Source organism: Kibdelosporangium banguiense (assembly GCF_017876405.1).
In the GTDB taxonomy this organism is placed as follows: Bacteria; Actinomycetota; Actinomycetes; order Mycobacteriales; family Pseudonocardiaceae; genus Kibdelosporangium; species Kibdelosporangium banguiense.
Genome location: NZ_JAGINW010000001.1, coordinates 7,340,933 through 7,363,302, shown reverse-complemented (window position 1 = coordinate 7,363,302; position 22,370 = coordinate 7,340,933). Strand labels below are relative to the sequence as shown.

At 66.9% G+C, this 22,370-nt stretch carries 19 protein-coding genes; 4 read left to right on the top strand and 15 right to left on the bottom strand.

Going from position 1 to position 22,370, the window contains the following annotated elements:
* Positions 1-2: 2 nt before the first annotated feature.
* Positions 3-1,250: an alpha-L-fucosidase gene (locus JOF56_RS34060; protein WP_209643548.1), complete on the top strand. Its 1,248-nt coding sequence runs from the start codon at positions 3-5 to the stop codon at positions 1,248-1,250.
* Here the strand turns inward: JOF56_RS34060 and JOF56_RS34055 are convergent.
* The 15 genes from JOF56_RS34055 to JOF56_RS33985 are packed head-to-tail and all read right to left on the bottom strand — an operon-like array spanning position 1,243 to position 18,574.
* Positions 1,243-2,505, bottom strand: a complete 1,263-nt coding sequence (locus JOF56_RS34055) for an APC family permease (RefSeq protein WP_209643547.1) — start codon at positions 2,503-2,505, stop codon at positions 1,243-1,245. The two genes, JOF56_RS34060 and JOF56_RS34055, sit on opposite strands and share 8 nt — an antisense overlap.
* The gene (locus JOF56_RS34050) at positions 2,502-3,728 is read right to left on the bottom strand and encodes a glutamate synthase-related protein (RefSeq protein WP_245378499.1); all 1,227 of its coding nucleotides are present in this window, start codon (positions 3,726-3,728) and stop codon (positions 2,502-2,504) included. Before JOF56_RS34050 ends, JOF56_RS34055 begins: the two co-directional genes overlap by 4 nt.
* Positions 3,729-3,733: 5 nt before the next feature.
* The gene (locus JOF56_RS34045) at positions 3,734-4,744 is read right to left on the bottom strand and encodes an asparagine synthetase A (protein WP_209643546.1); all 1,011 of its coding nucleotides are present in this window, start codon (positions 4,742-4,744) and stop codon (positions 3,734-3,736) included.
* Positions 4,745-6,073, bottom strand: a complete 1,329-nt coding sequence (locus JOF56_RS34040) for a methylaspartate mutase (RefSeq protein WP_307855380.1) — start codon at positions 6,071-6,073, stop codon at positions 4,745-4,747.
* A complete protein-coding gene (locus tag JOF56_RS34035; RefSeq protein WP_209643545.1) occupies positions 6,070-6,483 on the bottom strand; it encodes a cobalamin B12-binding domain-containing protein in 414 nt (137 codons plus the stop codon). Before JOF56_RS34035 ends, JOF56_RS34040 begins: the two co-directional genes overlap by 4 nt.
* Before the next feature lies 1 nt (position 6,484).
* Entirely contained in the window at positions 6,485-8,272 is a 1,788-nt protein-coding gene (locus tag JOF56_RS34030) for an ABC transporter substrate-binding protein (protein WP_209643544.1), read from the bottom strand.
* Between the two features lie 34 nt (positions 8,273-8,306).
* Complete coding sequence (locus JOF56_RS34025; protein ID WP_209643543.1) at positions 8,307-9,608, bottom strand: ATP-grasp domain-containing protein; 1,302 nt, start codon at positions 9,606-9,608, stop codon at positions 8,307-8,309.
* Positions 9,605-10,738, bottom strand: a complete 1,134-nt coding sequence (locus JOF56_RS34020; protein ID WP_209643542.1) for an NAD(P)/FAD-dependent oxidoreductase — start codon at positions 10,736-10,738, stop codon at positions 9,605-9,607. The genes JOF56_RS34025 and JOF56_RS34020 overlap by 4 nt, the downstream gene beginning before the upstream one ends.
* Before the next feature lie 4 nt (positions 10,739-10,742).
* Positions 10,743-12,377 (bottom strand): class I tRNA ligase family protein, encoded by a 1,635-nt coding sequence (locus tag JOF56_RS34015; protein WP_209643541.1) that lies wholly within the window; start codon positions 12,375-12,377, stop codon positions 10,743-10,745.
* Entirely contained in the window at positions 12,374-12,751 is a 378-nt protein-coding gene (locus JOF56_RS34010) for a cupin domain-containing protein (protein ID WP_209643540.1), read from the bottom strand. Before JOF56_RS34010 ends, JOF56_RS34015 begins: the two co-directional genes overlap by 4 nt.
* A 2-nt stretch (positions 12,752-12,753) precedes the next feature.
* Positions 12,754-14,250, bottom strand: a complete 1,497-nt coding sequence (locus JOF56_RS34005) for a hypothetical protein (RefSeq protein ID WP_209643539.1) — start codon at positions 14,248-14,250, stop codon at positions 12,754-12,756.
* Positions 14,251-14,269: 19 nt separating this feature from the next.
* Positions 14,270-15,595 carry a SidA/IucD/PvdA family monooxygenase gene (locus tag JOF56_RS34000; RefSeq protein WP_209643538.1) on the bottom strand — a complete coding sequence of 442 codons (1,326 nt, stop codon included), beginning with the start codon at positions 15,593-15,595 and terminating at the stop codon, positions 14,270-14,272.
* 46 nt (positions 15,596-15,641) lie between these two features.
* On the bottom strand, positions 15,642-16,877 hold the full coding sequence (locus JOF56_RS33995) for a cytochrome P450 family protein (protein WP_209643537.1): 1,236 nt from the start codon (positions 16,875-16,877) through the stop codon (positions 15,642-15,644).
* The gene (locus tag JOF56_RS33990; protein ID WP_209643536.1) at positions 16,861-17,277 is read right to left on the bottom strand and encodes an avidin-fold protein; all 417 of its coding nucleotides are present in this window, start codon (positions 17,275-17,277) and stop codon (positions 16,861-16,863) included. Before JOF56_RS33990 ends, JOF56_RS33995 begins: the two co-directional genes overlap by 17 nt.
* 1 nt (position 17,278) lies before the next feature.
* Positions 17,279-18,574, bottom strand: coding sequence for a SidA/IucD/PvdA family monooxygenase (locus JOF56_RS33985; protein WP_209643535.1), 1,296 nt, complete (start codon positions 18,572-18,574; stop codon positions 17,279-17,281).
* Between the two features lie 420 nt (positions 18,575-18,994).
* Here JOF56_RS33985 and JOF56_RS33980 point away from each other — a divergent pair, with 420 nt between their 5' ends.
* From JOF56_RS33980 to JOF56_RS33970, 3 genes are all read left to right on the top strand, one after another.
* Positions 18,995-20,020 carry a ParB N-terminal domain-containing protein gene (locus JOF56_RS33980; RefSeq protein WP_307855379.1) on the top strand — a complete coding sequence of 342 codons (1,026 nt, stop codon included), beginning with the start codon at positions 18,995-18,997 and terminating at the stop codon, positions 20,018-20,020.
* Positions 20,021-20,160: 140 nt separating this feature from the next.
* A complete protein-coding gene (gene ddaH, locus JOF56_RS33975; RefSeq protein ID WP_372448293.1) occupies positions 20,161-21,012 on the top strand; it encodes a dimethylargininase in 852 nt (283 codons plus the stop codon).
* A gap of 46 nt (positions 21,013-21,058) precedes the next feature.
* Positions 21,059-22,366 (top strand): cation:proton antiporter, encoded by a 1,308-nt coding sequence (locus JOF56_RS33970; protein WP_209643533.1) that lies wholly within the window; start codon positions 21,059-21,061, stop codon positions 22,364-22,366.
* Positions 22,367-22,370 lie beyond the last annotated feature (4 nt).

Here is a 22,370-nt window from a genome sequence, read left to right as displayed (position 1 = left end):
TCATGACCGGACAGGATCGGACCGCATGGTTCTCCGACGCCCGGTTCGGGCTGTTCGTGCACTGGGGCCTCTACTCGCTGGCCGCCAGGCACGAGTGGGTGCAGCAGCGCGAACGTCTCAGCGAAGCCGACTACCAACGCTACTTCGACAATTTCCGTGCCGACCGCTTCAACCCTCGCCAGTGGGCACGCGATGCCAAGGCAGCCGGGATGCGTTACGCGGTGCTGACCACCAAGCATCACGACGGATTCTGCTTGTGGGACAGCGAACTGACCGGCTTCAAGGCGACCAACACGCCCGCACAGCGCGATCTGGTCGCCGAGTTCGTCACGGAGTTCCGTGCCGAGGGCCTGCGGGTCGGCCTCTACCATTCCCTGCTCGACTGGCATCATCCCGGCTTCACCATCGACGGCTGGCATCCACAATGGACCGATAATCCCGACAACACCGGCCGCGACATGGATCGTTACGTCGCCTACCTGCACGGACAGGTCCGGGAACTGCTGACGGCACATCAGCCTGACGTGCTCTGGCTGGATTTCTCCTACGCCGACGACCATCGAGTGACGGTAGGCAAGGGCAGCGCGGACTGGCACGCGGAAGCCCTGGTCGACATGGTCCGCGAAATCAGCCCGCACACCCTGCTCAACGACCGCCTCGACCTGCCCGGCAGCGAAGACTTCGGCACAGCGGAGGAAGCCTCGCCCCACGCGGGCAACCAAGTGCCGTGGGAGGCCTGCCGCACTCTCAACGGCTCCTGGGGATACGCCCCCGGCTTCCAGGAGTGGCTCGACCCCGGTCAAGTGGTCCGCATCCTCGTCGACTGCGTCGCGAAAGGAGGGAACCTGCTGCTCAATGTAGGCCCCGACGGCCGAGGCGCGTTCGAACCACGCGCTCAGGAGCTGCTGGCCGCGGTCGGCGCATGGACGAGCGTGCACGCCGACGCGATCTACGGCGCGAGCGGAGTACAGGAACTCGTCCCGCCACCGGACTGCCGGCTCACCCGGTCAGGCAAACGACTCTTCGTGCACGTCTTCAGCTGGCAGTCAGGAACCCTTGTCTGCCAAGGACTCTCGGCCCAGTACGCGTCGTTCCTCCATGACGGCGCGGAAGTCCGGTTCAGCGTGGTCGACGAAGAGGGCAACCTCCCCCACCTGAGCAACGCCGGGCCGCCCGGATCGCTCGTCCTGCACCTGCCCGCCCGGCGCCCGGACGTCCTGGTCCCGGTGATCGAACTCGTTCTCACCTGATCGACGATCGCCGGAGATAGAGCAGCGCCCCGCCCGTCACGAGCGCCGGCCAGATCAGATACACGCCCGACATCACCAGGAGAACCACGACGATCGCCAGCGCCACGAAGGCGGCCGCGCGTGCCATGCTGCGCCGAGGCAGCAGGCGAATGGCGGCGGCCACCCCGATCGCGTACACGGTCGCGAAAAGGCTGGTGGCCAGCAGCACCAACGGCTTCGGCCCGACTCCGGTCGCCAGCACAGCCAGCTGCGCGACCATGGACAGGACGCCGACGACAGCAAGGCTTCGGCGAGGCGTCTCGCCAGCGACACTGCCGGAGGCCAGCCACGCAGGCAGTGCACCGTCCCGGCCAAGGGCTGCACCGAGCTTTGACGCACCGGCGTAATAGGCGTTCATGGCTCCCAATGTGAGCAGCAACGCCGTTCCCGCAGCCAGTATCCGTGCGTGCCCGCCGAGCCCCACTGCCAGCAGATCCCCCAGCGGCGTGGCTGTTTGAGCGGCAGCAGGTCCGAGAACGGTGATCGTGGCGAACGCGACAGCCAGGTACATCACGCCAACAACAAAGACGGCAGCGGCGGTCGCTCGGGGCACGTCCCTTGCGGGCCTGCGGAATTCGGCTGTCAGGTACGTGACCGCCTCCCATCCGACAAAGCTCCACACCAGCAATGTGGCGGCTTGACCGATCGCGAACCAGCCGTGCGGTGCGAACGGCCGCAGGTTGTCCATCCGGGCCGACGGGAGCGAGAGTGCGATGGCGACGACCAGGAACACCACAAGAAGCAAGCCAAGGCACAGCTGTACCCGGCCAGTCAGACGAGCCCCGAAAGCATTGGCAATCGGGACAACGACCATGATCACCAACGAGGCCACAGCGATCGTGGTCGCGCCGCCACCCAACGCTCCGGCGACATACGCACCCGCCCACAGGGCAGCGGCCGGGGCGCCAAGCGGAACGGCGAAATAGAAGCACCAGCCGACCACTGCCGCCGCGGAATCGCCAAACGCGAGGCGCGCGTATGTGGCCACGCCTCCCGCATCCGGATACCGGGATCCCAGCGCCGCGAATGTCGCCGCCAGCGGAGCGGACAAAATGGCGAGACCCAGCCAGGCCAGCAGGGACGCCGGACCCGCGATCTCGGCGGCGAGAGCAGGCAACGCGATGATCCCTGTACCGAGAACCGCGCCGACGTAGAGCGCGGTTCCCTGCCCGGCTGTGAGTCCGCCACCCTGTCTGGTCCCGGCGGCCCGCGTCACGGCGAGGACCACACGTCGTCGGGTGCCAGCTCGTCGATGTGGTACTTGCCAAGCGCGCTGACCAGCATCCGCAGTTCCAGCGACAGGCACTCGACAAGGTTGACCAACCCGTTCTCGGGATCGGTGTCCACGGCTATCAACGCCGAACGCCCAAGCCCGGCCGCGGTCGCACCGAGCGCGAGACACTTGGCGATCCGGGTACCTTCCCACATCCGGCCGGACACCAGCAGGCTCGATGGGTGATCACCGATCCTGCGAAGGCATTCGGCCAACGGCAACCCGACATGACGCAGGAACGACACCGGCGCCCAGCCGGTACCGCCTTCAGCACCATCCACGGTCACCGCGTCCGCTCCCGCGTCCCACGCCACCAGTGCAGCTTCGCGCACGTCCCGCGCGGGTGGCAACTTCACCCAGACCTTGGCACGCGGGAAGTTGTTACGCATCAACCGGATCTGCTGTCGCAGGATCTCCTCGGTGAACGTGCCGGGGCTGCTGCTGCGCAACACCCGGCCGCTCTCGGCGCCGAAGACCGGGTCCAGCGTGAACGCGTCCGCCAGCCGGGCTGCCGCGCCCCGGTCGACCAGGGTCATCCCGCCCAGCCCCGGTTTCGCGCCCTGACCCACCTTCAACTCGAACGCCAGCCGGCCGGACTCGAGCAGCGGCTGGGCGTTCGGGTCGCTGTAGACGATGTTCCACACCTCCGCGTCGGCGTCCTCGGTGCTCTGCTGGACCACGACCCCGCCGTACCCGTCCAATGCGCACGCGGTGTACGCCTTGATCCTGGCCAGCAGGGAACGTTCGGCCTCGTCCTGGTCGAGACGGCCGTACCCGTTGACCGGCATCACGTTCTCGCCGATGACCAGTGGGATGCCGAGGCTGCCCGCCTGACGGCTGGCCGCCGTGCCGTGGTCGACGCTCGCCGCCACCGTCGAGCCGAACGCAGAGACATAGAGCGGTAGTGCGGATCGCAGGCCACCGACCGACGTCTCCAGTTCGACATCCTGGTACACCGGTTCCCGTGCCAGATCGACGAGTTTGGCCAGCCGCCGGGGCACGAAGACCGGCGGCACCAGTCTGAGCCTGTCGATCAGGTCTGCCGGCACCGACAGGTCATCACCGAACAGTGCGTTTCCATACTCGTCCGAGTCGGGAAACACGGCCGCAGCGCCGGATCGGGCCCGTTCCCGGACGGCAGCCTCCGGGAAGCCCTCGGCGCGCAACGCGTTCAGGGTGACACCATTCCGGGCACCTTGGGGTAGGCGCTGGCCTGCCACACGGAGTCGAGTCCCGCGACGTAGCGGGTGAATCGCTCGAGCCCGATGCCGAAGCCGGCGCTGCCCGGAATGCCGTCTCGCACCATCTCCAGGTACCAGCCGTACTTGGCCGGGTTCTCCCCTGTCTCACGCATCCGCGAGATGATCGTGGCGTAGTCGTTCTCCCGCTCGCTGCCGCTGCACAGTTCGCCGAACCCCTCCGCCGCGATCAGGTCGAAGTTGCGCAGGTACCCGGGCCGCTGCACGCTCTCCCGGTCATAGAAACCGCGTGAGCCCTTGGGATAGTCGGTGATGAAGAACGGCCGGCTCGTCTTGCTCGACAGCATCGCCTCCCCCACCCAGTCGATCTCCGCGTCGGGGCTCTGGTCGTGGCCGAGACCTCGCAGGTCCGCCACGGCGTCGGCGTGGGCCCGGCGCTCGAACGGCTCCGCGTTCAGGTTGGTGATCATCCCGGTGTCCCGGCCGATCCCCGCCAGTTCGCCGGGCAGTTCGGCGACGACCCGCCCGACGACGTGACCGACCAGGTCTTCGGCCAACTGCATGATCTCCTCGCGGGACGCGCCGGCCGCCTCCACGTCGATCTGGTGGAACTCGGCGAGGTGCCGGTCGGTCGACGCGGTCTCAAGCGGTTCCAGGCGGACGTTCGGCGCGATGCAGAAGATCTTGTCGAACATCGTCAGCGACGCCTGCTTGTACAGGATCGCGCTGGTCATCAGCTTGTAGCGGTGCCCGTAGTAGTCGACATCGACCTGCTTGGCCCCACGGGCACCAGGATCGGTGACCGGGCCGATGACCGGCAGCAGGATCTCGGTGAAACCACGCCCGGCCAGGAATTCGCGGGTCGCGTCGAGCATCCTGTGCTGGATCGTGAGCACCGACTTGGTCACCGGCGAGGAGAGGTGATCACGCGGACTGTCCGGCGGCGCGCGGGTGACGTCGGGTGTGGGGGCCAGCTGTGCCATCTATTTCGCTTCCTTCAGTTCTCGGGCCCGGCCCGCGGGCTCGTCCGGCATGGCGAGCCACTGCGGCAGGCTCGCGTCGTCGAACTTACGTTCCACATAGGACAAAGAGGTGAGCAGTTGCGCCGCGGTGAGGTCCACCGATCCCGTCGCGCGGTCCGTTGCCCGGATCGGCATCGATCCGACGCGGGACCAGTTCAACCGTCCGGCACTGTCGATATAGGACCGGGTACGGCCCGCGTTGTCCGGATGCAGGCAGTACGGAATGTCCAGGTATCCCAGCCGGAACGCGGCCGCCAACGCCTGACCGAGATCGTCACTGAGGCTGGTCACCGCGTCGATCAGTGTCCTTGCCTCGGCGTAGATTCCGGTGTCGACGTCGTCAGCCGGCATGCGCGGTTCAGCAGCCGCAGCAGCGGCGGCTGTCTCCAGAGCACTCACGTTGTCCGCGATGGTCGGAATCCAGTGCGCCTCGGCGGTCGTTTTCACGATCAGCCTTGACGCGCCGGTGCGGACCGCAAGACGGGCGGCCTCCACCAGCAGATTGGTAGCGCCATGGATCGTGCGGGGATACACACCCATGTACGCGTAGACGACGATGTGGGAGTCGACGTCCGGCAGCAGCTCATCCGCGAGCCGCTGCAACGCCAGTATCGCTTCCCGATCCTGATCGGGGTTCGTCTGCTGGGCGTAGCTCAACGAGACGCTGCGGATGCCGTGCTGGCGAAAGAACATGCATTCCAGCACGCTCATCGCGATCAGGAGACTGGGTGGGCAGAGCTGACCCAGCATGCACCCGCCGAAGCTCTCCAGATGCGGCTCGACGCCGGTGCCGCGCAGCCCGGCAAGCATTTCGGTGCACCGCTCCCAGTTCCGGATCGACTCACCGAGCGGCGCGCGGCTGTACGGCAGGCAGTACGAGACCGGACCGCCCTCGGTCGCGTGCAGACCTGCAGCCATCAGTGCTTTGAAAAGCTGTTCCGGGCAGGGCGAGCCGTGCCGGACCTGGACCGGGAAAACGGGGCCCATCGCGCCGTCGAGCACGGCTCGAGTGGTGGCCACATCGTGGGCCACGATCGGATAGCCGTTCAGCTCCACACCGGAATCGAGTGCCGCACGCGCTTTGTCGTCGAACCCCATCCGGGTGTAGCTGTCCAGCGTGATCGTCCCGACCGTGGTGGCGGCAGCGCCTTTGGTGGCGAGCAGTCCCGCACGCATTGTGCCGGGATTGCTCATTCCTATCCGTGGCTGGACAACGAGGTCACCTGCCTGGCGCGAGCGAGCGATGAAGCCACCGAACGACCGCGCCAGACTGCCATCGACGTGAGTCACGCGTTCACGCTCACGTCGAGCTGCTCGACGAACGACCGGAACGCGGGCATCCGGGCCCCGTCGTCGAAGACCGCGGTGTAACCGGCTGCTCGCAGCAGGTTCTGGCTACGCTGTCCGTCCGGACCGGCTATGCCCAGCATGCCGCCGATCGCCACCGGCGTCTCCGCCAGCTCGGGACGCGCCCGCAGTTGGGCGATCAGCCGCATACCGTCGATGAACCCGTGCCCGTTGACGCTGCTCACCACGACAAGGCCGGGACGGACCCGAAGGCACTCGTCGACGAGCAGCTCGTCCGGCACGCAGGCGCCGAGGTTGATCACCCGGTGCCCGAGTTCCTCGATGGCCAGCTGAAGGTAGACGAGATTCCAGGTGTGCGAGTCCGAAGACACGCTACTGACGATGACCACCATGTCATTCCCCCTTGCCCGCGACGTAGTACCAGGTCTCCGGCGTGAGCATCCCGTAGGGATTGACCGGCTCGATTCCGCGCAGATCCTCGGCGACCGCGAACACCCGCATCGGGAAACCCGGCATCCACACCACCGGCACCTGATCGGCGACGTAGTCCTGGTACTCGTACAACGCGTCGAGGTCGTCGCTGACCACAGTCCGGTCGATCAGCTCGTCGGCCTTCGGGTCGCTGTAGTGCCCGAAGTTGCTGGCCGCGCCGGTTTTGAACAACGTCTCGCCGGTCGGATGCCCATGGAACACCCAGCCGCCGTTCCAGCACTGCAGTTCCCACAGGTGTGGGTTGTCCGGCTCGGTCTCGCTGTGGTCCTGCCCGACGAGCGTCGATCCGAACAGCTCATGCGGACGCACCTCGATGCCTGCTTTGGCTGCGTCGGCAACGATTTGCTCCACTGTCCTTGTCAGCGAGACGCGTCCAGCGACGTACCGCAGGGTCAGCGAAAGCTTGTCGCCCGCCTCGATACCGGCGCCCGCGCAACCGGGGCCGTCACCGGGCCGGACACACGTCGCCGGCGTCGTGCTCACGTCCCAGCCGTTGTCCTCCAACAGCTTGCGCGCACGCTGGATGTCGAGCGCCATCGGATCGCGGCGGCGGTCCGGGGAGAGATAGTCGCTTTCCGGCATCGAGGGGACGGGCCCGGTCGTCCGGTAACCGTGCCCCTGGAAGATGTCTTGAATCGCGGTTTCCTGGTCGACCGTGCACTGCAACGCCTGACGGAAGTAGGTCTGGTTGATGATCCGACCGGCGGTCGTCGGGTTCTTGAAGTTGAGCGGCATGTAGTGGATGAGGCAGATGCTCTGCGGGACAAGCCGGTACCGTCCCGCGAGAGGGTTGGTGCCCGTCCCGTGGTCCAGGCCGTAGGGCAGGTAGCCGACCTGGATCTCCGCCGGGGCGTCCGGACCTGCCTGCAGCAGGCCGTACTCGTGCTCGTCGGATTCCATCGGCACGAGCCGGAACTCGTCCAGGTGCGGCACGTTCGGGCCCGAGTAGTGCTCGTTCGGCACGAAGGTCACGCTGCCGTCGAGCGCGAACTCCTTCATCCGCCACGGCCCGTTCACCACACTCCATACCGGACTGGTCGGCCATCCCGTCCGGAACTCGTTGTCCTCTTCCGTCCACTCGCCGTTCTGCGCAGCCAGGTAGTCGTACACCGCGGGGACATCGGCGATGTCGCCCGAGGCGTTGGCCGGGGCGTCGTCGGCCGTGCGGTCCCACGCCTTGGGCATCGGGGTGATCATCGTGAGCTGGTTCATCAGCACCCACGTCTTGGAGTACTGCTTGTCGAAGGTGAGGGCGACCTTGTCCTCGGCGATCTTCTCGTAGGACTCCAGGTTGTCCGGCAGGTAGCCGGGTGAGTACCCGCCGTACCGCACGCCCTTGGTGGCCAGCATGTTGAGCCAGAACATGACGTTGTCGGCGCACACGGTCTCGCCGTTGGACCACTTCCACGGCTTAAGGGTCACCACGACCCGTCGCCCGTCCGGGCTCCACTCCGGCGGCTCGGCCAGGCTCAGGTCGAAGTCCACACCCGGCTGCCCGTCCCGGCCGAGCCAGTACAGCGGCCGGTACATCAGCGTCTGGAACTCCATCAGGTTGCGGATCCCGATCCGTTCCGGCGGGGTGAACGGAAAGATCGTCGAAGGCGGGAAGCCGGGGTTGCAGGCCCAGCTCGCACTGCCGCCGTGCAGCGGCTGTTCGGCCTGCTCGGCCAGTGCGGTCGGTTGGTTCATGGGTGGTGGATGCCTTTCGTTGTCATGGTCCTGCTCACCGGCCGGCGACAGCACCCGGCATCGACGAGAGCTGGAGCGGCCTGGCCGCGGATGCGGTCGACAGCCGTACCTCGATCTGCTCGGCCAGCTCGTAGGCCGCCGCCATCGCATCGTCGAAGGACGTGCCGGTCGTACAGAGGAATCCGAGGATGTTGTTGCCGTGCGGGGGCCGCTTGATGACGTCCCCCGGCTTCGCGGTGATCTTGAGGAAGAAGACCCGGTCGGACTCGGCGACCGACGCCGGCACTGTGATCTCCTCGACCTGGCCCGGTCCGCTGATCAGACACGTGCCTGCGGTGTGGACGCCGGTGGGCCGGTAGTGGGTCACGTCGGGGCGCACACCGCGGGCGACGTCCACCATGGCGCGGATCGGGCAGTAACCCGCGCTGAGCCTGGCGAAGTAGTCCAGGCCACCGCCGCCGGGCCGGACAGCGATCTCCAGCAGGTGGGGCTCGCCGCGGTGGAACCGGACCTCGGCGTGCAGCACACTGCGGTTGATCCCCTGTGCCCGCGCGGCCGCGGCGATCACCCGGTGCACGGCTGCGAGGTCGTCCTCGCTGAGGGCGGTCGGCGCGTGGTGGACGTCGTCGTCGAACGTGCCTCCCTCGATCGTGACCCGATCCACGATGGACCCGATGTACACCTCGCCGTCCCAGATCAACGACTCGGTCAGGAACTCCGGACCGTCCAGGAAGGACTCCATGAGCAGCCCGTGCGGACCGGCGTCCTGGCCGTCGGGCTGCATCCGGAACCAGGACATCTGCTCGATGCCGTCGACCGCCTGGGCGAATCGCAGCCGCACGTCCTCGGGTCCGTCGAGCCGGAAGACGAAGTTGCTGGCCGCGCCCAGCGTCGGCTTGAGGATCACCGGGTAGCCGAACTCCTCGGCCGTCACGAGCGCGGACGCCAGATCGGGCACCATCCGGAACTGGGGATGCGGCACGCCCGCTCGCTGGTGCGCCTGGCGCATCAGGAGTTTGTTGCGGCTCGTCCTGGCGGCATCGGCCCCGATGCCGGGCAGGCCGAGCGCCTCGGCCACCGTGGCGACAGCCACCACAGCGGACTCGGAGAACGACAACACGCCGTCGAAGTCCTCCTCGGCGTGCCAGGACCGCGCCGCCGCGACGAGATCGTCGATGTGCTGGGAACCCACGACGCGGTACCGCTCAGCGGGCCAGAAGCCGTTGTCCCCCAGTCCATTCAGGACATGCAGCTGCACCCCGTAGTCCTCGATCTGGCGGTAACGGGACAGGTAGTAGGTCGCGTTCTGGACAGCTTCCAGTGCGAGTAGCTTCACGAAGACCTCCGTCTCAAGTGGGCGGCGGCGAATCGCCGCGGCTGGTCGACCGCGTCCAGTCCGGTCGGCTGGGGTGTTCGCCCCACGGCTCGGCCGGCCAGTGCCCTGGCCACGGCAGGGGCGAATTTGAACGACATTCCGCCGCAGGCGGCGTACGCCCATACCGCGTCACCGAGTTCCGCGAGCAGCGGTCCTTCGCCGTGCTCGTCGGTGAGGTAATAGGCATCCGTCGCACCGGTCACAGCGCCCGCGTCGAAATCGGTCAGCAGGGCGCTGAACCGGTCGGTCAGGTGGTCCAGCCATTCGCGGGGCGTCTCGTGGTCTGTCATTTCAGGCACCGCGCGGCAGGCACTCGCCGCGCTGAGCCGTGCGGACGCACCCAGCACCGGCGGCATCAGCCAGGCGTCCCGCTCGTCGCCGAGCCCGAGCACCGCGGGCGAGCCCCACCATCCCGCCTGCGACGACGTCGCCGCGTAGGTCAACATGGTCTGACGCATCAAGGTCAGCCCCATGACCAGACCGGCGGGCAGCAGGCCGCCTGACCACGGACCCGCAGCCACGACAACACTGTCGCCAGTCAGAACCGTTCCGTCGGCCAGACGAACCTCGCCGGACCCATCCACCTCAGTTACCGGGCTGTTGCGATGCATGCGCACAGTGGGCTGATCACGCAACCAGCGGGCCGCGGCCAACAGCGCCCGGTCGGCCAGGACAGCACCCGCTGCCGGTTCGAAGACGGCCTTGGTCCCGTCTTCGAACCGGATGTGCGGGCACCGCAACGAAATGTCCTCGGCGGAGAGCACCTGGACCGACGCCCCCGCCTCGATGAGCATGGCGAGGTTGCCCCCGGTGTCTGCCGCCATCAGGGTCAGCGCGCCCGACGGGTGGTAGAACCGCGAGCCGAGCAGGCGCTCCATCGCCGACCAGTCCTCGTGCAGGTGCGCGGCCGCCATGGTCAGCGTCGGGCTGCCGCGATGCAGTGTGCGCACCACACGGCACCTGTCGTAGGACGTGGCCGACGCGGACGGGATGTCTGCCTGGTCCACCAGATCGACCTGTGCCCCGGCGCGTACGCATTCGACTGCGGTCAGCATGCCGATCACACCGGCACCTACCACCACGATCCGCATGTCGTCAGCGCTCCCCTGCGGAATCAGGCATGACCGGCAGAAGCGGCGGGGCGAACGGCACGACGTCGGGCACGTCGAACGCCCCCGGCGCGAGCACGCCGTCGAAGCCGCCTGCCTGTCTCGCGGCTGCGGCCAGGTCGATCAGGATCGGCGCGCTCACCGCCAGCAGCGTTCTCACCTGCAAGAAGAGATCGCCCCAGGCATCTGGCTCCTCGTCGAGACCGCGACCGTCGAGCGTGGCCGCGATCCGGCCCAGGCGGGTGATCTGGGCCAGGATCGCTTCCGCGGCACGGTTCATGCTGTAGTTCGGCATCTCGTAGTGGAAGTCGAACCGCTCCAGCATCGTGGCCGCCAGGCTGCGGCCGGTCGCCGAGACAGGCAACGAAATCGTGTCGCCGCCGGCGTTCGCGACCGCCTTGCCGAGTGTTTCCGCCAGCCGGTTCCACGGCCCGGCCAGCCGCTCCCCGACGACCTTGGCCAGACCCGCGCGGGTGAAGGTGGTGCGCTGGTACTCGGGCGCGGTCAGCGCGAGGTACAGGCGGACCAGATCCCTCGGCACCTCCTTGAGGATGTCCTGAACCGACAGCACGTGCCCCTTGCTGGTGGAGAACTTCTCGCTCTCCAGCTCGTAGAACTCGTTGGTGAGCACCGATTCCGGCCGGATGTACCGGTCGCCGTGGGCCATCAGCAACGCCATGTGCGCCAGCGCGAAGAAGTACGCGTTGTCGAAGCCGAGGAAGTGCACAATGCGTGTGTCCTCTTCGGGCAGCCACAGTTGACCGGGCGTGGTCTCACGGCCGGTCCGCGCGGCGGCGTAGGACGACGTGTACATCCCGGCGGGGATCAGCTCGAGCCACGCGTTGAGCACCTGTCCCGGAGTCTCGGGGAACGGCGCCGCCATGCCCCAGGAAAGCGGATAGGTGATCGGCAGGTCCAGCAGCGGCCGTGAAAGGACGTCACGGACCATCTGCACGAGGTGCGGACGCCAGTACGGCGCCCACTTCTCGTGGTAGGCGGTGAGCTGCTCCCGGTACTCCTCCATCGGGAGCACCAGGATCGTCGCCTCCCGGACGGTGGGCACGTCCCGTGGGTCGACAGTGGACCGCGGGTTGATCAACTCGTCGAAGTTGTTGGGGTGACAACAGGTCTCACACAGTCCGCCGCGGCAGGTCGTCAGGCAGACCGGGCACTCCCCCTCCACCATGCCCTCGACCAGGAATTCACCAGTGCGTTCCAGATAGGGCAGGCGCACGGTCCGCAGCCGGAACTTCCCGGCTGCGTGCAGTTCGCGGAAATAGTCGATCACGGTCGCGTGGTACGTCTCGTCGAACGGGCCAAAGCCGTCCACCGAGATGCCCATGGCGTCCAGCGCTTCGCGGATCAGTTCGGTGGAGGTCCGGCACAGCTCCTGAGGGTCCGTGCCGAGCCGTCGGGCGGACGCGAGCACGAACGTCTGGCTGTCGTCCGTGCCTGTCGAGAAGACCACCTTCCGGCCACGGGCCCGTTGGTAGCGCGCGTAAACGTCGCCAGCCAGATACGGACCCGCCATGTGGCCGAGGTGCATGCCGCCGTTAGGCGTGGGGTTGGGGCCGAGGACAAGGACGGGCCGGTCGTCCTCTGCAGGGCGAGGATGGGTCATGATCGCGCTCCCGAGCGGGAGCGGTGCAGGAATTCCTCGGACATCTTCTCGTCCCACCAGACGCTGTAGAACATGAACTCGTCGTCTCCGTCGTTGAGCAGGCGGTGTTGCTTGCCGGGCTGGAAGAACGCGACATCGCCCTCGGCGAAGAGGGCCTGCTCCCCGTCGCACTCGATCACCGCCGAGCCACGCACGGCGATGAAGATCTCGTGTTCGTGATGGGAATGCAGGGTCGACCGGGTACGCGGCGCGGCCACCGCCCACGAACTCTCGAACGGCGAGTTGAGCACGGCCCACGGCTTGAGCCGCTGGGTGTCGAGCCCGTATTCGTGTAAAAGGTTGTCCCGCTGGAGATGGACGATCTGGACTCCCATGGCTACCTTCCCGAGATCTGTTCGAGCGTGTTCGGGCCACCCGGGGCGTGCCGCGTCCGGATGACCGCCTTGTGTGGATCGCCGGCCAGCACGGCGTCGATCGCTTCGCCTTGCGCGTCACGGCCGGGGCGGCGCAACGAGCGGCCGTGGAGCACCCTGAGCTGCGGCAGTTCCAGGCCGCTGATACGGCACAGGTCCACTGTCAGGCGTGCGTCTTCGAGTGAGTCATTGGCCAGCAGCGCTTGGATGGCGTCGACTTGGCCGGCCAGTGCGGGGTGCTCGTTCTCAAGGAACTGCGCGAGCCCCACAGCCTTCTCTGCGAACGGCGAGTACACCAGACAGACCAGCTGCTCTTCGGTGAGACCGAACGTCTCCATCGCATAGTCCGCTGCCGCGCGCCGCATGCGGGTCGCCGCATCAGGACTGTCGTAGCGTGCACGCATATGCTCGACCAGCTCGGGCGGAAAGTCCTTCTCGCGCATGAGGCCCAAGGCGAAGTCGACGTACTCCGCCAGGCCTTCGTCGTAGGACCGCTTGTACACCCGCTCACACTTGAGACCGCGCAAATGCGCCATCAGAGCGGGGTTTCCGCAGTCGGACTCGGTGAAGCTGAACGCGACGTCGTCGAAGGCGAAGCCGAGGAAGTCCGTCAGCAGCGACATGTGGTCGCCCGCGCGGTAGGCCGTTTCGGAGTAGATGGAGAAGAACCGCATCCGCTCCGGCACATCGGAGGTCACCCGCCGCTCCTCGACCGCTTCCGGGCCGTGGATGTCGGTGAAGTACGACTGCGCGATTCCGTCCACATGCGACAGAAGACGGCCGAACCCGGTGCCGCTGACGTTCTTGCCGGACGGGGCGATCCGCCGGGAGAGGCGACTCACCCAGGCCGAGTACTGACGCTGCTCGTCCTGCGAGTCGCCGGTGATGATGAGATCGGCGCCGTCGCCGTGGGCCGCGGCGACACCGAACGAGTTGATCACGCTCAGGTTGCACGCGTTGCAGAACGTGGGACGCCCGTCGGCGAAGGTCCGGTGGCCGGTCATCAGGATGTCGAGCCGGTTTCGGCGCACGACGTGCTCACGCTGTGGCGAGTCCACATCGAACGCCGACACCTCGTTGCCGTCGATCAGCAGCAGTTCGCAGTCGGGATCGTCGGCGAGCTGAAGTGCCTGGTACGCCCGGTCGATGTTCTCCATGACCGCGCGGGGCATGCCGGCGTGCCGGTTGGTCGCCACCCTCATCTGGAAAGTGGTGCCGTGCTCCCGGAAGAGCAGCAGCTGCATCGCCCGGACGAATGCCAGGGTGTACGAACTGTCCTTGCCGCCGCCGTAGGCCACCATGACCCGGTTGCGGTGCAGGTTCTCACGGTCCGGCAGGACATCCAGGAGGCGTGCGCAGCATCGTGCCGCCTCCTCCATGTTGGTGGCGGACATGGCGACCCGCAACGTCTGGAAGGCATCGTCCCGCGCCGTGGCGAGATCGGTGCTCAGTAATCGCATTGTCGAAGTTCCTTTGGAATCAGTGGAGACGCGACTGGGCGGAGACGAGGCTCGGGACGACGGAGTGGGAGTCGTGCCGGAACCGGTTCGCGGCCCGGTGCGCGACGATGTCGAGGGTGATGTCCTCGGCCCGGCGCGCCAGCACGCTCAGCAACGACTCGCTGATGCCGTGCGTTGCCTCGTTGACGCCCTGCAGGTAACAGCCGGCTTCGGCGGGCTCGTCGACCACCAGCCGGTAGCGGCGGGTCACTTCGACCTCCGCCAGGCCGATCGCGTCGGCCAGCCCCTGGATCAGCCTCGGTGGCCGCCAGGCGAACCCGGTGCCGAGGAACACCACATCGCGGCGCAGTTCGGTGACCTCGCCGGTCCTGCGGTCGGTCAGTTCGAGGATCACCTCGCCGTCCTGCTCACGGGCGGCGGTGATCTCGGTCATCGTGACCATACGGCGGTCCTCGCGGTTCTCCAGACGGTCCCGGTAGAAGTCCGCGTAAAGACTCCGTTGCATCGCAGGCGTGACGCAGGAGTAGTTGGTCCGGTACAACTCCCGCCGGATCCGGTCGCGCCCTTCGGCCGGTGTGTCGAAGAACTCGTCGATGTAGGAAGGGAAGTAGAGCTCGTTGGTGAACTGGCTCGACGGGTCCACAGTCGGCCCGATCGAGCGCATCACCCACGCCACATCGCTGTCGGGCAGGTCAGTGCGCAGCGCCTTGAAGACTTCGGCGGCACTCTGCGAACTGCCGATCACGGCGACGCGGTACGGGAACTGCTTCGACAGGCCTGCGACACCCTGCTTGTACCCGGTGCTGTGGATGACCCGTCCCTTGGACAGGCCGGCCAGGACCGGAGGGATGTTCGCGTCCCGGCCGGTACCGATGACCAGGTAACGGCTGGCGATCTGGCTTCCGTCGGCCAGCGTGGTGACCCAGCCGGTCAGCGTGCCGGAATCGTCGCGGGACGGCTCGATGCGGACGCAGTCGCGGCCGAGTTCCACCGACACCTTGGACAGTGACCGCGCGACCCAGTCCAGATAGGCCGATATCTCCAGGCGGTACGGCGTCAGGCTGCCCATGTTGATGAAGCCGTCGATCCGGCCGGTGGCCTTGAGGAAACTGAGGAACGTGAACCTGCTGCGCGGATTGCGAAGCGTGGCCAGATCCTTGAGGAACGAGACCTGGCTCTTGGCCCAGGGCAGCAACATCCCCGACTGCCACTCCACTGTCTGGTTGCGCTCGATGATCAGGGAGTTCTCGGCAAGGTCGGGCGCGAGTTCCTCCAGCGCCACCGCCAGGCCCAGGTTGGACGGGCCCGCGCCGATCGCGAGCAGTTCGATTTCACGGCTGTTCATCAACACTCTCCATGCCACGGACCTTGGGCGGACAAACGAAAGGGCATCACGACACCAGCACCGGGAGCGCCTCCAGGCCGCGCAGCAGCGAACTGCTGATCCACGGCAGCTGATCGGGTTCCACGGCCAGCCGCAGGTTCGGGTAGCGGGTGATCAGCTTGGTCAACGCGATCTCGATCTGCAGCTTCGCCAGTGGTGTGCCGATGCAGTAATGGATCCCGTGGCCGAACGCCATGCTGCCGACCGGGCGGCGGTTGAGGTCGAGGCGGTCCCCGTCGGGGAAACGCCGGTCGTCGCGGTTGGCCGAATGCCAGGACAGCGCCAGGATCTGATCGGCGGGAATGACGGTGTCCCCGACCGGGATCTCGGCTTTGGTGAACATGAACGTGGCCACCGCGGCGGAGCCGTCGTAACGCAACAACTCGTCCACGGCCACGGGCATCAACGACAGGTCGGCCCGCAGCTTGGCCAGTTCTCCGGGGTGTGTCAACAGGTTTGCGGTCGCGTTGCCGATCGAGTAGATCGTGGTGATGTGCCCGGCCACCACCAGCACGAAGATCATCGCCCGCAGCTCGGCCCTGGTCAGCCGGTCGTCGCCGTCGGTGACCTGCACCAGCGCGCTCACCAGGTCGTCGCCGGGGTTCGCGCGTTTGGAGTCGATCAGCTCGTCGGCGTAGTCGTTGACCTTGTTGGACGCGTCGGTGACCTCGGCGGGATCGTGCCCGGCGCCCACGAGTTTGAGCGACCACAGCCGGAAGTCGTTGAGCTCGTCCTCCGGCATGCCGAACAGGTCCGACAGGATGGTGATCGGCAGGCGTACCGCGAACTCGCTCATCAGGTCCACTTCGGACCGTCCGGTGAAGGCATCCAGCAGGCCGTCGACGACCTCCTCGACCCGCGGGCGCAGCTTCTCCATCCGCTGACGGGTGAACGCCTTGCTGACCAGGGAACGCAGCCGCGTGTGCCGTGGCGGGTCGGTGTTGATCAGGTTCGCGGAGAGCTCGTCGTCGAATCCGACGCTCGCCGTCTCGTCCTCCTCGAAGGGCACGCCGGAATGCCGGGCGAACAGCTCGTTCATCCGCCGTCCGTCCTTGCTGACGCGCGGATCGTTGACCAGGGCGCGGATCTCGTCGTAGCGGGTCACCAGCCACGCCTTGGCTCCGTGCGCGAAGATGACCTCGTGCACGGGTCCCTTGTCCCGGTACTTCCTCAGCAGCTCGTAGGGGTCGCGCATGAAGTCGGCGGGGATCCGCTCAAGGGGCTCTTCAGGTTCGGCTTGCATGATCTGGGACTCCTGTCGAAAGGTCCATTAAGGATTCAGCCGGTGATCCGGGAGTACGGCCGGGGACGGTGGCGGGCAACTCCACCAACGCCGAGATCCCGCTGGCGGGGTTCGGCCCGTATCGCTGCCAGTGCTCGGTCAGCCGGATCCGGCCGTCGTCGAGCACTTCGGGAACGCTGTGGCAGAGGCCGGTGACCACCGTGCCGCTGTCGAGCACCATGCAGTAGGCGAACTCCAGCAGGCCGTCCGGGTCGCTGGTCCCGGCGATCGACCCACGCCGCACGTCACCGCCGGAGAACTCACCCCAGATCAGGTCGTCCCGCTGGTGGTAGTGCGCCACGGGCGAAGGGCCGGGCGTCTCGGTGGCCGGGCTGAAGCGCCGGCCGTCATAGTCGATCACTTCAGGCCCCCGCGTCGGCGAACTCGGTCCGGCCGGCGTGATGACGACGGCTCACGATGTCCTGGACCGTGGCCGCCGTGCGATCGACGACGACACTGAGCAGTGAGTCACCGACGCCGTGCGTGTCCTCGTTCAGCCCCTGCAGGTAACAGGCGGCATCCGACGGCTCGTCGAGCACCAGCTGGTACCGGCGGGTCACGGTGATCTCGCTGAGCTTCAGCTCGTCGGCGAGGCCCCGGACCAGCGCGGGCATCTCACCGCGGAAACCGGTGCCCAGGAACACCAGGTCGCGCTCCAGCCGGGTGATCTCCCCGGTCGCCCGGTCGGCCAGCTGGAGAACCACGCCGTCCTCGGTCTCCTCGGCGCCGACGAGGTCGACCATCGTGACCAGACTCGTGCGGTCCTGGCCGGCGAGCCCTTTGACATACCGGTCGGAGTACAGGTTCTGCAGCAGGTCGGGCTCCACTCCGGAGTAGTTGGTGCGGTGCATCTCCCGCCGGATCTCCTCCCGGCCCGCGGGAGAGGCGCCGTACACCTTGTCCACAAAGGACGGGTAGTACATCTCGTTGGTGAACTTGCTCGACTGCAACGCGTTCGGGCCGAGCGAGCGCATCACCCAGGCGATGTCGGCTTCGGGAAGGTCGTCCTGCAGGGCACAGAACATCTCCGCGGCGCTCTGGCCGCCGCCGATCACCGCGACCCGATAGGGCAGATCGCGGGGCAGAGTGGCCAGCCGAGGGGTGTAGCGGGTGCCGTGGATGACGCGATCAGCCGACAGTCCGGCCAGCACCTCGGGAATGTGGGGATCGCGCCCCGGCGCGATCACCAGGTAACGGCTGGAGACTGTGGACCCGTCGGCGAACCGTGCGCTCCAGCCGACAAGCTTGCCCGCGGCGTCCCGGCGCGGTCCGACGGCGACGCACTCCCGGCCGAGCTCCACCTTGACCTTGGACAGCGAGTTGGCCACCCAGGCGAAGTAGTCGGAGATCTCACTGCGGTAGGGCCAGAGGTTGCCCATGTTGATGAAGTGGTCCAGCCTGCCTGAGGCGTGCAGGAAGTTGACGAAGGAGAACTCGCTGGACGGGTTGCGCAGCGTCACGAGGTCCTTGAGAAAGGAGATCTGGCTCGTCGCCCACGGCAACAGCAGGCCCTGCTGCCACACGACCGTGTCGGCGCGGTCGATCAGCATGCTGTTGCGCGCCAGATCGTCCGGTGCGAGTTCTTCCAGTGCTATCGCGAGGGCAAGGTTCGAGGGCCCGACACCAATGGCGAGTAACTCGACATCCTGGTGTTTCATAAGGTCTGCGTCTCCTTTTCGGGAGTGATGCCGCCTGCCGACAGCGCGATCCAGTCGACTTCACAGTCTGGGAAATCCGGGTTTTTCCGGCCCCGGGCGATTCCGGTGAGCGTACTCACGGGAATCCGGGTCACCCGGACATCCGAGGGCCAGTGAGGAAAGCCGCGCCCGTTCAGCTCGGCTTTACTGTGATAGCAAAAGATCATGGTGCCGTGCAACCGGCGGCCAGTTGGCCTTTGAACACCTACGCCGGCACCGGCATCGCCGTCCTAGCACAAACCGGCATCAATGTCTCCCCGGGCCGGTCGGCCCGGATCCGGCCGTCGGCACACAATGTGACAAGTAGCCTCGAACGCGTTCAGAACCAGGCTGAATATCTCAACTGGTGCCACGAGAAGGCATCGTCGCCGAGGGGCAAGCGTGCGGAACACAACAAGTGCAAGTCCGGGGGGACAGTCCGAAGCCGACGGTCAGTACGCACCGGCACAGATAGGGCCGGTCGTCGAATTACCGGTCGATTCGCTCCGGCGGGCCGACTCACCACGGCAGTCCGGCGAGAGCGAGAAACACATCAAAGCACTTGCCGAATCGGAATCCGATCTTCCGCCGATCCTCGTGCACCGGGAAACGATGCAGGTCATCGACGGGATGCACCGGTTGCGCGCGGCCCTGGCGCAGGGACGCGAGACGATCAGTGCGCGGTTCTACGACGGCGACAACGCCGACGTGTTCGTGGCCGCCGTCGAGGCGAACACCGCGCACGGATTGCCGTTGTCGCTCAATGATCGCAAGCGAGCCGCGGCGCGGATCCTGCTCAGCCACCCGCACTGGTCAGACCGCGCGATCGCCGCGGTGACGGGTCTCTCGCACAAAACTGTCGGCACTATCCGGCAACGTTCAGCCGGGGAATCGCACCAGTCGAACGCCAGGGTCGGCCGCGACGGCAAGACCCGGACTCCCAACGTAGCCGACCGGCGACAGGCTGCACGCGAGCTTATCTCCGCACGCCCCGACGCGTCACTCCGCGAGATCGCGAAATCAACGGGCATCTCGGTCGGCACGGCACACGACGTCCGCAAACGGATGAATCAGGAAAAAAATCCAGGCCTGCCCAAAAGTGCGATCGGACGGGCACAGCACAAACAACCGGCGGCGCAGAGGCCCAGACCGCCCGATATCAGGGACCACTCGAACAATCAGCGAAGCGAGCCGCCCGCGGCACTGCGCGATCTGGCCAGGGATCCGACGCTGAGATTCTCGGAGGCGGGCCGTGCCCTATTGCACTGGCTGGCCGCGCGGGGCGTCGAGTCCCGGGACTGGTCGGATTTCGTCGACACGATTCCGGCGCACTGCACGCACACGGTCGCCAAACTGGCGAAAACCTACGCGCAAGCATGGCAGGAGTTCGCGCTGGAATTGGAGCAGCGAACAACCGAGGCGTGCTAGCAGACACCCGATTCACGTGATATCTCTGTGCAGCACATTTCCCAGGCGTACTCGCCCGGTGATCGTTTGCTGCACTCATGGCCGTCCGGCGACCTCATAAGGCACTCGCCGGAGGCCGACACCACCACGAGAGGACCTCCGTGTCGCACCAGCCGACCACACACATCACGCGACCGATACGCGTCGCACGCCCACGACGTTTCCTCATGTGCAAACCGACGCATTTCGAGGTCACGTATTCGATCAACCCGTGGATGCAGCCCGGCAAACCGACCGACGCCGGCATCGCGGTGGCGCAGTGGGAACGGTTACGCAGCCTGTACCTCGGATTCGGTCACGAGGTGGAGTTGATCGATCCGGTCCCCGGGCTGCCCGACATGGTGTTCGCGGCCAACGGCGCCACGGTCGTGGACGGCAAGGTGCTGTCGGCGAGCTTCCGGCACTCCGAGCGCGTCCCCGAGGGTCCCGCGTACCTGAAGTGGTTCCAGGACAGAGGTTTCCCGGCTCACGAGTCGGAGTTCGTCAACGAGGGCGAGGGTGACTACCTGGTCACCGGAGAGCGGATCCTTGCGGGCACGGGGTTTCGCACGGACCGCCGCTCACATCTGGAGGCGGCGCGGGTCTTCGGCCGGGAGGTGGTGACCCTCGAACTGGTCGACGACCGGTTCTACCACCTCGACACGGCGCTGGCCGTGCTCGACGACGACGAGGTCATGTACTACCCGCCTGCGTTCTCCGCCGAGAGCCAGGCCGTTCTCCTCGAGTTGTACCCCGACGCCATCCTGGCCACGGATGCCGACGCCGAGGTCTTCGGCCTCAACGCGGTCTCCGACGGCAGGCACGTCCTGCTGGCGCAGGAGGCCACCCACCTGACCGAACAGCTGTGGGCACGTGGCTTCGTCCCGATCGGGGTCGATCTCTCCGAGCTGCTGAAGTCCGGTGGCAGCGCCAAGTGCTGCACGCTCGAGATTCGCGGGGCGACGGCGAAGTGATCACGTACCACAGCCTCCGAGACGCGCAGTCCGGAAAGGAGTTTCGATGACGCTCGCCGCCGCCCCCGTCGCGCCCATCGGTGCACATCAGATGCTCGTGTTCCTTCTGCAGCTGGGATTGCTGCTCGGTCTCGCCTTCGCGTTCGGCAGGCTGGCGACCAAATGGAAACTGCCCGCGGTGGTCGGTGAACTCACCGCTGGGGTCGTCCTCGGTCCGTCCCTGCTGGCGCACGCGATCCCCGGCCTGTCCCGGTGGCTGTTCCCGGCCAACGTCGAACAGTTGCACCTGCTCGACGCGGTGGGACAGTTCGGCGTGCTGTTGCTGGTCGGCTTCACCGGCATGCACGTCGATCTAGGTCTGTTGCGCCGCAAAGGAAAGACCGCGTTGTCGGTGAGCATGGGCGGTCTGCTCATCCCGCTCGCCCTCGGGTTCGGGGTGGGGATGGTGCTGCCGGCATCGCTGCTCGCCGAGGGAGGCAACCGCTCGGTGGTCGCGTTGTTCCTCGCGGTCGCGATGTGCGTCAGCGCAATCCCGGTGATCGCCAAGACGCTGCTGGAGATGAAACTCCTGCATCGCAACATCGGGCAGCTCACCATCAGCGCGTCCGCGGTCGACGACATAGTCGGCTGGGCACTGTTGTCGATCGTGTCCACGATGGTCACCAGCGGTCTGCGCGGCGGCCAGGTCGCCCTGACCATCGGCAGCCTGGTCGCGGTCGGTCTCATCGCGTGGCTGGTCGCCCGGCCCGTGGTGCGCGCGGGACTGCGGGTGGCGGCGAAGTCCAGCGAACCCGGTGTCACCGTGGCGATGATCGTGATCCTGTTGCTGCTCTCGGCGGCCGGGACGCATGCCCTGGGCCTCGAACCGATCCTGGGGACGTTCCTGTGCGGCATGCTGATCAGCTCCTCGGGGTTGCTCGACCGGACGAAACTGGCGCCACTGCGGACGTTCGTGATGTCTGTGCTGGCCCCGATCTTCTTCGCCACGGCCGGCCTGCGGATGGACCTCACCGCGCTGGTTCGCCTGGATGTGCTGCTGACCGCGTTGGTCGTTCTCGCGGTCGCGATCGGCGGCAAGTTCGCAGGCGCCTATCTCGGCGCCCGCGTGGCCAGGTTGTCGCACTGGGAAGGCCTGGCGCTGGGCGCCGGCCTGAACGCACGCGGGGTGATCGAGGTGATCGTCGCGATGGTCGGCCTGCGGCTGGGCGTACTGACCACCGAGACCTACACGATCGTGCTGCTGGTCGCGGTGATCACGTCGTTGATGGCGCCGCCGACCCTGCGCTACGCCGCTCGGCGGATCGCTGTGACAAGCGAGGAGAACGAGCGGGAAAAGGTGTTCAGCGGCAGTTGATCCC